The sequence below is a fragment of the Curtobacterium sp. ER1/6 genome, from assembly GCF_001742745.1.
Classification (GTDB): Bacteria; Actinomycetota; Actinomycetes; order Actinomycetales; family Microbacteriaceae; genus Curtobacterium; species Curtobacterium citri.
Map to the genome: position 1 here is coordinate 292,425 of NZ_MJAK01000004.1, position 13,262 is coordinate 305,686.

The following is a 13,262-nucleotide window of genomic DNA, read 5'->3' on the forward strand; positions in this document are numbered from 1 at the left end:
CTGTTCGGATCGCGCAGGTCGCGCGCGACGACCCCGTAAGGAGCTCACGTGGCAAACGTGCTGGAGAAGGTCCTCCGCATCGGCGAAGGGCGCACCCTCCGTCGGCTGAAGGCGTACGCCTCGGCCATCAACGACCTCGAGGACGACTTCTCGACCCTCACGGACGACGAACTCCAGGACGAGACCAAGGAGCTCCGCGAGCGCTACGCCAACGGCGAGACCCTCGACGACCTCCTGCCCGAGGCGTTCGCGGCCGTGCGCGAGGCGGCCAAGCGCACCCTCGGCATGCGGCACTTCGACGTCCAGCTCATGGGCGGTGCCGCCCTGCACCTCGGCAACATCGCCGAGATGAAGACCGGTGAGGGCAAGACCCTGGTCGCGACGACGGCGGCGTACCTCAACGCGATCCCGTCGCGCGGCGTGCACGTCATCACCGTCAACGACTTCCTCGCGTCGTACCAGTCGGAGATCATGGGGCGCGTCTTCCGCGCGCTCGGCATGAGCACCGGCTGCATCATCGCGAACCAGTCGCCGGCCGAGCGCCGCGAGCAGTACGCGGCGGACATCACGTACGGCACGAACAACGAGTTCGGCTTCGACTACCTGCGCGACAACATGGCGTGGCAGGCGTCGGACATGGTCCAGCGCGGCCACTTCTTCGCCATCGTGGACGAGGTCGACTCGATCCTCATCGACGAGGCCCGCACCCCGCTGATCATCTCCGGCCCGTCCTCCGGCGAGGCGAACCGCTGGTTCACCGAGTTCGCCTCGATCGCCACGCGGCTCATCCCGGGCGAGGACTACGAGGTCGACGAGAAGAAGCGCACCGTCGGCGTGCTCGAGCCCGGCATCGAGAAGGTTGAGGACTACCTCGGCATCGACAACCTGTACGAGTCGGCGAACACCCCGCTCATCTCCTTCCTGAACAACTCGATCAAGGCCGTGGCCCTGTTCAAGAAGGACAAGGACTACGTCGTCATGAACGGCGAGGTGCTCATCGTCGACGAGCACACCGGCCGCATCCTGATGGGCCGTCGCTACAACGAGGGCATCCACCAGGCCATCGAGGCGAAGGAGGGCGTCGAGGTCAAGGCCGAGAACCAGACCCTCGCCACGGTCACGCTGCAGAACTACTTCCGCCTGTACCAGAAGCTCTCGGGCATGACCGGTACCGCCGAGACCGAGGCGGCCGAGTTCATGTCGACCTACAAGCTCGGCGTCGTGCCCATCCCGACGAACAAGCCGATGCAGCGCATCGACCAGACCGACCTCGTCTACAAGAACGAGAAGGCCAAGTTCGAGCAGGTGGCCGTCGACATCGCCGAGCGCCACGAGAAGGGCCAGCCCGTCCTCGTCGGCACGACGAGCGTCGAGAAGTCCGAGTACCTCTCGAAGCTCCTCGCGAAGAAGGGCGTCAAGCACGAGGTCCTCAACGCGAAGAACCACGCGCGTGAGGCCGCGATCGTCGCCCAGGCCGGTCGTCTCGGCGCCGTCACGGTCGCCACGAACATGGCCGGCCGTGGTACGGACATCATGCTCGGCGGCAACTCCGAGTTCCTCGCCGTGCAGGAGATGCACGCCAAGGGCCTGTCCCCGACGGAGACGCCGGAGGAGTACGAGGCCGCGTGGGACGACGTGTTCGCCCGCGTCAAGGCCGAGATCAAGGAGGAGGCCGACAAGGTCCGCGACGCCGGCGGCCTGTACGTCCTCGGCACCGAGCGCCACGAGTCGCGCCGCATCGACAACCAGCTGCGCGGTCGTTCCGGTCGTCAGGGCGACCCGGGCGAGAGCCGCTTCTACCTGTCGCTGACGGACGACCTCATGCGCCTGTTCAACTCCGGTGCCGCCGAGAGCCTCATGGGCCGCTCGAACGTCCCGGACGACATGGCCATCGAGAACAAGCTCGTCAGCCGCGCCATCCGGTCGGCCCAGGCGCAGGTCGAGGGCCGGAACGCCGAGATCCGCAAGAACGTCCTGAAGTACGACGACGTCCTGAACCGCCAGCGCGAGGCGATCTACAGCGACCGCCGCCACATCCTCGAGGGCGACGACATCAACGACCGTGCGCAGTCGTTCCTCAAGGCCGTCGTGGACGACGTCATCGACACCCACACCGGCGAGGGCTCGCCCGACGACTGGGACCTCGACGCCATGTGGACGGAGCTCGGGACGCTCTACCCCATCTCGATCTCCATCGACGAGGTCATCACCGAGGCCGGCTCGAAGGGCAAGGCGTCGCGCGAGTTCCTCGGCCGCGAGATCCTGTCCGACGCGAAGCTCGCGTACGAGAAGCGCGAGGAGATGCTCGGCGACGAGGCGATGCGCGAGCTCGAGCGCCGCGTGGTCCTCTCGGTGATCGACCGCCGCTGGCGCGACCACCTGTACGAGATGGACTACCTCAAGGACGGCATCGGCCTCCGCGCCATGGCGCAGCGTGACCCGCTGGTCGAGTACCAGCGCGAGGGCTACGCCCTGTTCCAGAGCATGATGGGCCAGATCCGCGAGGAGTCCGTCGGCTACCTGTTCAACCTCGAGGTGCAGGTCCAGTCCGACGGCGACAACGCGGTCATCGAGGCGAAGGGCCTCGGCGAGGGCGAAGCGACCGGTCTCGAGTACTCCGCACCGTCGATCGACGGCGAGGTCGAGGTCCGCGACGAGCGCGGCCGCCTCGAGCAGGCGGCCACCGCCCGTGCGCAGCAGGCCCAGGCGGAGGCCGAGGCCGACGTCGCCGGGCCGGAGCAGGGCTCGGCGTTCGGCAACGCCGCCACGGCGTCCGGCCAGGCCGCGTCCGCAGGCAACCGCGCGGACCGCCGCCAGGCGGCCAAGAAGGGCTGACGCAGCGGCCGTAACGGTCGACGATGACGGACGGGAGGCGCGGTGCCAGCGGGCACCGCGCCTCCCGTCTTCGTCTGGAACCGCAGTCGGAGTGTGGTCCCGCCGTCAGAGCACCCCGACGGCGGTCGCCCGCCACCGGCCCTGCCGGAGCTCCAGCCGCAGCGCCACCGCTCGCGCGTGACTCCGCGTGTGGACCACGACCGCGGCCTCGACGACGCCGTCCGCGACCGGGCAGGTCCGGACGGTCCCGACCTGCACCCGCGGACGCGCTCGGGCGCGCCCGCCGAGCGACCGGGCACGCGTGGCGACGGCCGCGCGCTGCTGGAGGTGACGGTGGACGTCTTCGGTGACCCACCGTGCGATGCTGTCGACCTCGCGTCCGCCGGTGAGGACCTCGACCACGCAGAGCCCGAGGGCCCGGGCCGTGGCGGTGGCGTCCGGCGGAGCCGGCGGGGCCGGCGGGGTCGCGTCCACCCGGCGTGCCGGACGCCGCGGCAGGGGTGCGAGCGCGACGGCGTCCCGACGCGGCGGGGCGCCGTCCGACCCCTCGTCCGACACCGGCAGGAGCCCCCGTCGCTCCCGCCCCGCCTCGTCGTCCTCGATGGGACGTGCTTCTCCTGACGCCATCTGCCCTCCGCCACCGAGCGTACGGAGCCATGGAACATGTGAAATGTTCTGCGCGGACGCCTGTGGAGGAGCGACCTCGTCCACAGAGCAGCGCACCTAGACTTGCGGGGTGTCGACCCTCAGTGACCTCGTCCTCGCGCAAGGCCGATCCTCCGAAGCGGACGTGGAGTGGCTCCACCTGCTCGTGGGGGACTGGCAGCTCCTCGCCGACCTGTCCTTCGCCGACATGGTCCTCTGGGTCCCGACCGCCGAGGACGGCTCGTTCGTGGCCGTCGCCCACGCCCGCCCGAGCTCCGCGGCGACGCTGTTCTACCGCGACATCGTGGGCCAGGAGATCCGCGAGGAGTGGCGCGACCAGGTCGTCCGCTGCTTCGCGAGCGCCGAGCTCGTGGACTCCGCCGAGCCGGACTGGTACGAGGACACCCCGACCCGGGTCCGTGCGATCCCGGTGCTGCGCCGGCTCAGCGCGAAGAGCGCGGAGACCACCGACCGGCCGATCGCCGTCGTCACGCGGCACTCGAACCAGGACGAGATGCGGACGCCGAGTCGTCAGGAGCTCAACTTCACCGGGAGCGCCAACGACCTGTTCGGGATGATCGCGACGGGCGACTTCCCGGACCTCGGCGCACCGGCCGGCCCACGCCGCGGAGCGCCGCGTGCGAGCGACGGGCTGCTCCGCCTCGACACGAACGGGGTCGTCACGTTCGCGAGCCCGAACGGACTCAGCGCCTTCAACCGGATGGGCTTCGAGGGCGAGCTCGAGCGGAAGTCCCTCGCCGAGGTCACGACCGAGCTCATCGGCTCCCAGCTCGACGTCGACGAGTCCCTGCCGCTGGTCGTCACCGGGCGAGCCCCGTGGCGCGCCGACGTGGAGGCCAAGGGCGTCACCGTCTCCCTGCGCTCGATCCCGCTCCGCGACCACGGCGACCGCATCGGCGCGATCGTCCTCTGCCGTGACGTCACCGAGCTGCGGCACCAGGAGCGGGAGCTCATCACCAAGGACGCGACGATCCGTGAGATCCACCACCGCGTGAAGAACAACCTGCAGACGGTGGCGTCGCTGCTGCGCATCCAGGCGCGGCGCACGCACTCCGACGAGGCCCGCACGTCGCTGCAGAACGCCATGCGCCGCGTCGCCGCGATCGCCGTCGTGCACGACACCCTGTCGGCCGGGCTCAGCCAGAACGTGGACTTCGACGAGGTGTTCGACTCGGTGCTGAAGCTCGTCACCGAGGTCGCGGCGTCCCACAACACCACGGTCCGTCCGAAGAAGACCGGCGAGTTCGGCGTCCTGCCCTCGGAGGCCGCGACCCCGCTCGCGCTCGGGCTCACCGAGCTCGTGACGAACGCCGTCGAGCACGGGCTCGACGGGCGGGACGGTGAGGTCGAGATCGTGGCGAACCGCTCCGACGACCACCTCGACATCGAGGTCCGTGACAACGGCGTCGGGCTGCCGGAGGGCAAGGTCGGGTCGGGGCTCGGCACGCAGATCGTCCGGACGCTCATCCAGGGCGAGCTCGGTGGGACCATCGACTGGCACACCCTGACCGGCAGCGGCACCGAGGTCACGATCACGATCCCCTTCCGCTGGCTCACGGCGGCCGGCGCCGCCTAGCCCGCCGAGGGCTCGCCGCCCCGCGCACACGACGACGCCCGCCGCTCCCGGGGGAGCGACGGGCGTCGTCGGGGTGGTGCTGCTGCGTCAGGAGGCGCGACGGGCGCGGGCCGCGCGGCGCTTCAGCGCACGACGCTCGTCCTCGCTGAGGCCGCCCCAGACGCCCGAGTCCTGGTTGTTCTCGAGGGCGTACTGCAGGCACATCTCGGTCACCGTGCAGCGGGCACAGACCGACTTGGCCTTCTCGATCTGGTCGACGGCGGGTCCGGTGTTCCCGACGGGGAAGAAGAGCTCGGGGTCCGCGGTGAGGCAGGCTGCCTGGTCACGCCAGTCCATGTGTGGTGCTCCTTGGTGTCGATGCTCGAACGGCAGGCCGGGGCCGCGGCTCGGGGATCGGAACGCTGGCATGCACAGGGCACGAGGGGAACCTGTGGGGGAGGCTTCCGCTGGGAGCGAGTCTGACGCCCGCTGAACGCTCGGGGGAGGAGCGTCGAACCGCGGGAGACGCACACCACATCGTGCCGTCCAAACGACCTCCAATATCGTTCCATACTGGTAGAGCCAAATCAAGGGTTCCATCTGGAGGATCGCTGTGCCCGACACCACCCCGAACGCCCCGGAGCCCACCGCTGCGCGGCACCCGGCGTTCCGCACGCTCCTCGTCGTCGTCGGCCTCGAAGCGGCAGCCCTCGTCGTGCTGACGGTCGCGCTCGTCGTGGAACTCGTCGTCGCTCCGGCGTCGAGCATCGCGTCCGCGATCGCGCTCGTGCTGCTCGCCGCGATCGCCGCCCTCTGGCTCGTCGCGATCGTCGTCGGACTCCGGAACCGTCGCCCCTGGGTGCGCTCCGGGATCATCGTCTGGCAGGTGCTGCAGGGCGCGATCGCAATCGGCGCCTTCCAGGGCGTGTTCCGCGTGGCCTGGGTCGGGTGGGTCCTGCTGATCCCCGCGCTCCTCGCGCTCACCCTCGTGCTGTCGCGGCCGGTCACGGCCGCGCTGCTCCCGCGCGCCGAGCGGGAGGACTGACGCGCGGCCGACGCGAGCGATGGACGGACGGGAGGGGCGGTGCCAGCTGGCACCGCCCCTCCCGTCCGTCGTCCGGTCGTCGCAGGGATCAGACCAGCCCGAGCTTCTTCCGCAGGCTGGCGACGTGGCCGGTGGCCTTCACGTTGTAGAGCGGCAGCTGCACGGAGCCGTCCTCGTCCACGACGATCGTCGACCGGATCGTGCCGGTGACGACCTTGCCGTAGTTGTTCTTCTCGCCCCAGGCCGCGTAGGCCCGGTGGACGGCGAGGTCCGGGTCGCTCAGCAGCGGGAAGGTCAGCGCCTGCTCGTGCCGGAACTCCCGGAGCTTCGCCTGCTCGTCCTTCGAGACCCCGAGGACCTCGTAGCCGGCGGCCTGCAGCGACGACATGTTGTCGCGGAAGTCGCACGCCTCGGTGGTGCAGCCGGGGGTCGACGCCGCCGGGTAGAAGTACACGATCACCTTGCGACCGCGGAGGTCGGCGAGGTGGTGCTCGACGCCGTCCTGGTCCGGCAGGGTGAAGTCGGGGGCGGTGTCGCCGGCGGTGAGACGGTCCGTCATGGGGCTCCTCGGGGGTTCCGGTGCTCGTGTGGTCGTGAGCACGCGAAAGCCATGCTATTGTTGTTTCCCGTTGCAGCACGGAGTTCCGGACTGCGGCGGACAACTCCACACCATGCGCCTCTAGCTCAATTGGCAGAGCAACTGACTCTTAATCAGTGGGTTCTCGGTTCAAGTCCGAGGGGGCGCACCAGCAAGGCCCGGTCGGATCGCTCCGACCGGGCCTTCGTCGTTCCCGGGATCGTGCCGTCTCCGCGACACGCGCGGGGTGCTCCCGCGGGCTCGATCCGTCCGGCGGGTCCTCGCGGGCGGTCAGTCGGCCACGACGTCGACGACACGCGGGGCGCCGACGACGGCGTCGAGCGCCCCGGCCGTCGCCGCCGCGAGGTCGGACCGGAGTCGTCCGATCGCGTCCTCGGGCACCCAGAGCGTGAACGTCACCGCGACCCCGTAGTGCGGGTCGTCGAACGTCGCGCCGTGGTGCCGCACCCAGTCGCGCAGCACGTTGTCGACCCGGCCGGCGTCGGCGTGCGGTGCCGTGACGTCGACCCGGGTGAGCTCGACGCGACGGACGACGGCCGCGCGGTCGAGCGCCTCGGACACCGACGTCGAGTAGGCGCGCACGAGCCCGCCGGCCCCGAGCTTCACGCCCCCGAAGTACCGGCTGACGACCGCGACGACGTCGGTGAGGTCGCGACGGCGGAGCACCTCGAGCATCGGGACGCCGGCGGTACCCGACGGTTCGCCGTCGTCCGACGAGCGCGCCTGGTCGCCGAGCACCCCCGTCACCATCGCGGTGCAGTGGTGCCGGGCGTCCCAGTACCGGCGCCGGACGTCGGCGACGACCCGTTCGGCGTCCGCGACGTCCGTCACGGGAGCGATCGTCGTGACGAAGCGCGACCGTGTGACCACCATCTCGTGCTCGACGGGCCCGGCCACGGTCGACGGGTATGCGCGGGTCACGCTGCGAGGCTACCGGCGCGCCCCGGACGGCCGGCGCTAGCATGGTGCCCGACCGGCGATCGGGGAGGGGGCGGATCGACATGCGGTGCACCGACCCGGCGGGTGGCGCCCTCGAGGCTGCCGAGCTCGCCCGACGCCTCAGCCTGCTGCTCGACTTCGAGGAGTCGCAGCGCGGTGATCCCGTGCCGTTCGCCGCGATCGAGGAGTACGTCGCCGACCGCGGTGGCTCGCTGTCGCGGGCGAAGTGGACGTACATGCTCTCCGGTGACGGGCGTCGGAACCGGGACAGCGGCCTGCTCCGTCTGCTGGCCGGCTTCTTCGAGGTCGACGAGCGCTTCCTGCTCGAGGACAGCGCGGTGCCCGAGCGGATCGGCGCCCAGATCGAGCTCGTGCGCGCGCTCCGGTCGGCACGCGTGAGCGGCTTCGCGGCGCGGACGTTCCCCGGTGAGCTGTCGCCCGAGGCGCTGCGTCGCATCGCGCAGGTGCTCGAGGAGGAGTCGGCACGAGGGGGAGTGGCGTGACGGACCGGTCGATCGAGGCGTTCTGGCTCCGCGGTGCGGCGGAGGGGTGGTCGGACATCGACCAGGCGGTCGCCGCCGCATCGGACCACGTGGGCAAGCCCGTCGTGGTCCGTGAGGAGTCGTTCCTCAGCACCGAGCCGGTCTGCGGCTTCGTCGCCACGCTCGAGCACCAGCACCTCGTGATGATCTCGCCGACGAGCTCGGGGACGTTCCGGTCCTTCGTCATCGGGCACGAGCTCGGGCACGTGCTCCACCGGCACCACGAGCGTGCGGCGCAGTCGGCGTACGTGCGCGACGTGTTCCCGGACGTGCCCGAGTACAAGGTCGAGCGCGCCCTCGCGCGCGGGCTCTTCTCGAACGACCACGAGCACGAGGCCGAGGTCTTCGCAGACCGGCTCGCAGCGCTCATCCGCGCCAACCGGGGCCGCCCGAGCGCCTTCCGCGGGGTCTTCGGGTGATCGTCTCCGTCGCGATGGCGGTGCTCCTCGTCGTCGGGACGGTGGTGCTGTTCCGGCTCCAGCGCGGGCAGGACCGGACCCTCGCGGTCACGTTCCTGCTGTTCTCCGCGACGATCGTCGCGAACGTCGACCCGCTGTACCGCTGGCTCGACCCCCTGGTCGGCGGCCGCAACGTGGTGACCGTGGTGAGCGACTGCCTGATGGTGGCGGGGACGAGCGCCCTGCTGTGGGGCGTCGCGAAGGCCGTCGGCGCCGGGTGGCCGTGGCTGCGCGCCGCGATCGTCGTCGTCTTCGCCGTGGTCGTCGTGGTGGTCGTGACGGCGTTCGTGGCGCTCGAGCAGCCGCCGACGACCACGACGTTCATGCTCGTGGCGGGTGACCAACCGGCCGCCGCGGTGTACTCGATCGCGCAGACCGCCCACCTCGGGGTCGCCCTCGGTGCCACCGGGGTCATCTGCCTCCTCCGGCTCCGCGAGGCCCGGACGGCCGTCGACCTCGTCGGGCTGTGGCTCCTCGTGGTGGGCGGGGTGTTCGGCGTCGTACGGATGGTCACGGTGACGGTGATGGACGTCGCCCACGTCGTCGGCCGCCTCGACGTCACCCGGGCGCTCGCCCTGCCGTACGACGTCACCACGCCCGGCGCGGTGCTCTGCGTCGCCACCGGCATGCTGCTGCTCGTCGTCGGGCACCGGCTCTCCCGGCACCGCCGTGCCCGCCGGGTCGACGCCGCGCTCGCCCGCCTCGGGCCGCTGCACGCCCGCGTCGGCACGGACAACGCCTACCCCGCGACCCGCGACGCCGCGACGCGTCTCAGCCGGACCATCGTGGAGATCAACGACGGTGCCCGTCGGGCGCGACAGTCGCTCGGCGACCAGGAACGGGCCGACCTCGCCGAGGCTGAGGCGGCGCTCGAGGACCCGGGTCGCGCGGCAGAGTCCCGGACGCCACCGCAACGGTCCGGTCACGTTCCCGAGCAGGACTCGACCTCTCGTCCGAGCGCCGTGTAGGGTCTGTAGCACGTGCTACAGGTCGGATCGCCGCGCAGTGGCACGCCGGGGGAGCTCTCGGCCGCGTTGGGGGCGGCCGAGCACCCCCGGGCCCCGCTTGTCGGCGCCCCGGTCGATCGCGACACCCCGCGCGCCGAGGGCGGCCCTGCTGTCTAGACTCGTCGGGTGACCGTCTTCGCCGCCGTCGTCCTGTTCCTCGCCGCCGTCTTCAACGTGGTGACGTGGCCGCGCTTCTTCCAGCGGGTGGCGAAGGACCCGCGGGCGCGGAACGCCGCTGGGAAGCCGACGACGTTCTACACCGTGCACCTCGTGCTGCTGCTCATCGCCTTCGCGATCGCCCTGGCGGCCGTCGTCGCGGGCATCCTGCTGCTCGTCTGACCCGAACCGAGCCGAACCGAACCGAGCCGGGCCGGGCCGAGCCGCGCCGCGCCGCGCCGAGACGCCGGACTGCGCCGCCTCAGCCCTCGCTCGGCAGCGGTGCGCCGAGCGCCCGCTCGAGCCCCAGACGCGCCAATCGCTCGTCGGCCGTGTCGATGAGCACGCGGTACACCGTGTTGTCGGTGACGAACTCGACGCACACCGCGTCGGAGTCGCACGGCTCCACGCGCCAGCCGGTCACGCGCTCCATCGGGACCTGCGTCCGGCCGTCCTGCTCGAAGCTCGTCTCGGCCCGGACGCCGTGCTCGAAGAACCGGATCCGACCGGTCGTCCCGCGCCAGGTGAGCTGCAGGTCGAGCGTGGGGGAGACAGAAGGGTCCGGCACGTGCCGATCGTACCGGCGCGCACCGGACCCTGTCCGTCGAGGAGGCCTCAGCCCTGGTCGTGACCCGTCTCGTCGCGACGGAGCTGTGCGGCCGGGTCGCGGACCCCGATCGGGTACGGACCGGTGACGCCCTCGCGGAGCGCGGCGATGCGCAGGATGCGGTCCCGCTGCAGGAACCACCCGACGACGAGCAGCGGGATGATGATCACGAGCGACGCGATCGTGTACGTGCCGACCGGGTAGTCGATCGCCATGAGCACGATGACCGAGACCAGGAACGCCAGGGTCAGCCAGGACGTCACCGGGGCCCCGGGGAGCTTGAACGAGGGCTCCTTGGCCAGGCCCTGCTTCGCCCACTGCCGCAGCTTCATCTGGCAGAGGATGATCGTGCCCCACGCGGTGACGATCCCCAGGCTGGCGACGTTGAGCGCGATCTCGAAGGCCTGCTTCGGCACGAAGTAGTTGAGCGCGACACCGGCGACGGTGAAGCCCGCGGTGAGCAGGATGCCCGCGTAGGGCACCCCGCCCTTCGACATCTTGGTGGTCCACTTCGGGGCGGAGCCGTTCATGCCCATCGAGTGCAACGCTCGACCGGTCGAGTACAGCCCGGCGTTGAGCGAGGACAGGGCGGCGGTGAGGACCACGAAGTTCATGATCGACCCGGCGATCACGCCGACCTGCGGGTTGCCGAGCGACGAGAAGAACGTCACGAACGGGCTCTGTCCGTCCTTGTACGAGGTGTACGGCAGGAGCAGGGAGAGCAGGACGACCGACCCGACGTAGAAGACCGCGATGCGGAACACGACGGAGTTGATGGCGCGGGGGATGACCTTCTCGGTGTCCTGGGTCTCGCCGGAGGCCGTCCCGACGAGCTCGATGGCGGCGTACGCGAACACGACGCCCTGCACCACGAGGACCGCCGGCAGCACACCGTTCGGGATGAGTCCACCGTTGTCGGCCCAGATCGAGAAGCCGGTCCGGACGGCCTCGCCGCCGGTCTCCACCGGGAAGGCGAAGACCAACCAGACGAGCGCGATCACGAGGAACGCGACGAGCGCCGCGACCTTGATGAGCGCGAACCAGAACTCGAGCTCGCCGAAGACCTTGACGGCCACCATGTTCGCGGCGAGCACGACGACGAGGGCGATGAGCGCGAGGAGCCACTGCGGCGCCGCGGTGAACGCGCTCCAGTAGTGCAGGTACAGCGCGACGGCGGTGGTGTCCACGATCGACGTCATCGCCCAGTTCAGGAAGTACATCCACCCGGCGGCGTACGCGAACTTCTCACCGTAGAACTCGCGGGCGTAGGAGATGAACGACCCGGAGGACGGACGGTGCAGCACGAGCTCGCCGAGGGCGCGGAGGATGAAGAACGCGAACACCCCGGCGACCAGGTAGGTGACCGCCAGAGCCGGCCCCGCGGTGTTCAGGCGTCCGCCCGCACCGAGGAAGAGTCCGGTGCCGATGGCGCCGCCGATCGCGATCATCTGCAGTTGCCGGGGCTTCAGACCGTGCTGGTAGCCCTCCTGCTCGTGCGAGAAGTCGTTCGCGGGCTTCGAGACACCCGTGTCGTTCTGCGCTGTCATGCGCGCCAACCTACATGCGCTGACAGCCCCGGGCGGAACCCGCGCCCGACCTGTACGACACCACAGGCGGAGCGGACGCTGAGCACCGCGGCATCCGCGTCCGACACCATGGACGGATGGACACGCTCCTCCGACTCCTCGTCGCGACCGGGATCGCCCTGCTCGTGACCGCCGCCGCGGCCCTCGTCCTGCACCTGGTCCTGCGGACCGTCGCCCGACGGGAACGCTGGGCCGCGGTGCTCTCCCGACGGACCAAGCACCCGTTCCGGACGGTGCTGCTGGTCGCCCTGCTCTGGACGGCGTTCACCACGAGCATCCCGCGGGACGAGACCACCTTCCCCTGGCGCGACGAGGTCTCCCACACCTTCCTCATCGCGACGATCGCGGTCGGCTGCTGGCTCGCGTGCCAGATCGCCATCTTCCTCGAGGACCTCGGACTGCACCGGTACCGCGTCGACGTGCCGGACAACCGCGTCGCCCGACGCATCCGCACCCAGGTGCTCATCATCCGACGGCTCACGATCGCCGTGCTCGTCATCATCGCCGTCGGCGCGATCCTCCTCACGTTCCCCGGCGTCGAGGCGGCCGGGGCGAGCGTCCTGGCCTCCGCCGGGCTCATCTCGGTCGTGGCCGGCCTCGCCGCCCAGTCGACGCTCGGCAACGTCTTCGCGGGCATGCAGCTCGCGTTCTCCGGGTCGATCCGCGTGGACGACGTCGTCGTCGTCGAGCAGCAGTGGGGCCGCATCGAGGAGATCACCCTCACGTACGTCGTCGTCCACCTCTGGGACGACCGTCGGTTCGTGCTGCCGTCGACGTACTTCACGTCGACGCCGTTCGAGAACTGGACCCGCACCGGCAGCGAACTGCTCGGCGCCGTCGAGTTCGACCTCGACTGGCGGATCAGCCCGACGGAGATGCGCACCGAGCTCGACCGCATCCTGTCGACGTCGACGATCTGGGACGGCCGGACGAAGGTCCTGCAGGTGACGGACGCGGTGAGCGGCTTGGTGCGCGTGCGGATCCTGGTGTCGGCCCCGGACGCCGGTGGTCTGTTCGACCTCCGCTGCTACGTCCGCGAGGAGATGGTCGAGTGGGTGCAGCGCGAGCACCCGGACGCCCTGCCGCGCCAGCGCGTGCAGGTCACGCAGGGCACCGAGCAGGTCGGCCAGCGACGTGCCCGCACCGAGGAGCAGGACGCGGCGCTCTTCCGCGAGGGCGACGAGCGCACCGCGCTCTTCACCGGGCCGATCCAGACCTCCGGCATCCGACCCGAGGACATCCCGCCGGAGCGCTGACGGACGGGAGGC

Annotated in this window: 14 protein-coding genes and 1 tRNA gene; 9 read left to right on the top strand and 6 right to left on the bottom strand. The window is 70.8% G+C overall.

The annotated features are described in order from the left end of the window. Nucleotides 1-48 precede the first annotated feature (48 nt). Nucleotides 49-2,835 (top strand): preprotein translocase subunit SecA, encoded by a 2,787-nt coding sequence (gene secA / locus Cus16_RS08995; protein ID WP_069712279.1) that lies wholly within the window; start codon nt 49-51, stop codon nt 2,833-2,835. 105 nt (nt 2,836-2,940) lie between these two features. On the opposite strand, the gene Cus16_RS09000 is transcribed toward secA, so the two are convergent. Further along, on the bottom strand, nt 2,941-3,462 hold the full coding sequence (locus Cus16_RS09000) for an Rv3235 family protein (protein WP_141718895.1): 522 nt from the start codon (nt 3,460-3,462) through the stop codon (nt 2,941-2,943). Between the two features lie 109 nt (nt 3,463-3,571). Here Cus16_RS09000 and Cus16_RS09005 point away from each other — a divergent pair, with 109 nt between their 5' ends. Further along, a complete protein-coding gene (locus Cus16_RS09005; protein ID WP_069712281.1) occupies nt 3,572-5,077 on the top strand; it encodes a sensor histidine kinase in 1,506 nt (501 codons plus the stop codon). Nucleotides 5,078-5,164: 87 nt separating this feature from the next. On the opposite strand, the gene Cus16_RS09010 is transcribed toward Cus16_RS09005, so the two are convergent. Next, the gene (locus Cus16_RS09010) at nt 5,165-5,413 is read right to left on the bottom strand and encodes a WhiB family transcriptional regulator (protein ID WP_022904217.1); all 249 of its coding nucleotides are present in this window, start codon (nt 5,411-5,413) and stop codon (nt 5,165-5,167) included. 256 nt (nt 5,414-5,669) lie between these two features. Between Cus16_RS09010 and Cus16_RS09015 the strand changes: the two genes are divergently transcribed. Next, nucleotides 5,670-6,101 carry a hypothetical protein gene (locus Cus16_RS09015; RefSeq protein ID WP_069712282.1) on the top strand — a complete coding sequence of 144 codons (432 nt, stop codon included), beginning with the start codon at nt 5,670-5,672 and terminating at the stop codon, nt 6,099-6,101. A gap of 88 nt (nt 6,102-6,189) precedes the next feature. On the opposite strand, the gene bcp is transcribed toward Cus16_RS09015, so the two are convergent. After that, a complete protein-coding gene (bcp, locus tag Cus16_RS09020) occupies nt 6,190-6,660 on the bottom strand; it encodes a thioredoxin-dependent thiol peroxidase (protein WP_069712283.1) in 471 nt (156 codons plus the stop codon). Nucleotides 6,661-6,774: 114 nt separating this feature from the next. Between bcp and Cus16_RS09025 the strand changes: the two genes are divergently transcribed. Beyond that, nucleotides 6,775-6,850, top strand: a tRNA-Lys gene (locus Cus16_RS09025). Nucleotides 6,851-6,969: 119 nt separating this feature from the next. Here Cus16_RS09025 and Cus16_RS09030 read toward each other — a convergent pair. After that, entirely contained in the window at nt 6,970-7,572 is a 603-nt protein-coding gene (locus Cus16_RS09030) for a YigZ family protein (RefSeq protein ID WP_069712361.1), read from the bottom strand. Between the two features lie 128 nt (nt 7,573-7,700). Here Cus16_RS09030 and Cus16_RS09035 point away from each other — a divergent pair, with 128 nt between their 5' ends. The 4 genes from Cus16_RS09035 (at nt 7,701) to Cus16_RS09050 (ending at nt 9,984) form a co-directional block, all read left to right on the top strand. Beyond that, nucleotides 7,701-8,141, top strand: a complete 441-nt coding sequence (locus tag Cus16_RS09035) for a hypothetical protein (protein ID WP_069712284.1) — start codon at nt 7,701-7,703, stop codon at nt 8,139-8,141. Beyond that, nucleotides 8,138-8,599 (top strand): M48 family metalloprotease, encoded by a 462-nt coding sequence (locus tag Cus16_RS09040; RefSeq protein ID WP_069712285.1) that lies wholly within the window; start codon nt 8,138-8,140, stop codon nt 8,597-8,599. The genes Cus16_RS09035 and Cus16_RS09040 overlap by 4 nt, the downstream gene beginning before the upstream one ends. Beyond that, a complete protein-coding gene (locus Cus16_RS09045; RefSeq protein WP_069712286.1) occupies nt 8,596-9,606 on the top strand; it encodes a hypothetical protein in 1,011 nt (336 codons plus the stop codon). The genes Cus16_RS09040 and Cus16_RS09045 overlap by 4 nt, the downstream gene beginning before the upstream one ends. Before the next feature lie 165 nt (nt 9,607-9,771). After that, on the top strand, nt 9,772-9,984 hold the full coding sequence (locus Cus16_RS09050) for an SCO4848 family membrane protein (RefSeq protein ID WP_069712287.1): 213 nt from the start codon (nt 9,772-9,774) through the stop codon (nt 9,982-9,984). A 79-nt stretch (nt 9,985-10,063) separates the two neighbouring features. Here Cus16_RS09050 and Cus16_RS09055 read toward each other — a convergent pair whose 3' ends face one another. Continuing rightward, nucleotides 10,064-10,369, bottom strand: coding sequence for a hypothetical protein (locus tag Cus16_RS09055; protein ID WP_069712288.1), 306 nt, complete (start codon nt 10,367-10,369; stop codon nt 10,064-10,066). 47 nt (nt 10,370-10,416) lie between these two features. Then, a complete protein-coding gene (locus Cus16_RS09060; protein ID WP_069712289.1) occupies nt 10,417-11,955 on the bottom strand; it encodes an amino acid permease in 1,539 nt (512 codons plus the stop codon). 116 nt (nt 11,956-12,071) lie between these two features. Here Cus16_RS09060 and Cus16_RS09065 point away from each other — a divergent pair, with 116 nt between their 5' ends. Further along, the gene (locus tag Cus16_RS09065) at nt 12,072-13,250 is read left to right on the top strand and encodes a mechanosensitive ion channel family protein (protein ID WP_069712290.1); all 1,179 of its coding nucleotides are present in this window, start codon (nt 12,072-12,074) and stop codon (nt 13,248-13,250) included. Nucleotides 13,251-13,262: the final 12 nt, after the last annotated feature.